This is a genomic window from Mesorhizobium sp. A623 (assembly GCF_054489405.1).
Window position 1 is genome coordinate 1 of the sequence record NZ_JBTMXB010000150.1, and the last position, 544, is coordinate 544.

The 544-nt window shown below is 56.2% G+C and carries 1 protein-coding gene; it reads left to right on the forward strand.

Annotated features, from left to right (window positions below; genetic code table 11):
• A partial coding sequence (locus tag ACX3P1_RS28355; protein ID WP_459083165.1) for an IS5 family transposase occupies nt 1-523 on the forward strand: 523 nt, incomplete at its 5' end.
• Nucleotides 524-544 lie beyond the last annotated feature (21 nt).

Here is a 544-nt window from a genome sequence, read left to right on the forward strand (position 1 = left end):
ACTGGAGGGAAAGGAAGCCTCTCCAACGGGCGGTGTGATCGACAGCCAGAGCGTCAAAACCACGGAAAGCGGCGGTATCCGGGGTTTTGATGCGGGCAAGAAGATCAAAGGGCGCAAGCGTCATATCATCGTCGATACCCTCGGATTAATGGTCGGCCTCGCGGTGCATAGCGCCGATATACAGGATCGCGACGGCGCACCTGATTTGCTGAAATCCATCCGCCACAGATGGCCATGGCTGCTGCATGTCTTTGCCGACGGAGGCTATGCAGGTCCGAAACTGCGGAAGCGGCTGCAGAAAATCGGCAGATGGACATTCGAAATCATCAAGCGTTCTGACAAGGCCAAGGGTTTTGAAATCCTGCCGCGCCGTTGGGTCGTCGAACGGACGTTCGCGTGGCTGGGTCGATGCCGCAGGCTGGCAAAGGACTTCGAGAAATCCATCGCGTCAGCACAAGCATGGATAACCATCGCCCATATCCGCATGCTCACCAGACGCCTTGCAAGATATGGATGTAGTTGAAGCCTTTTCGAGTCCGACTCT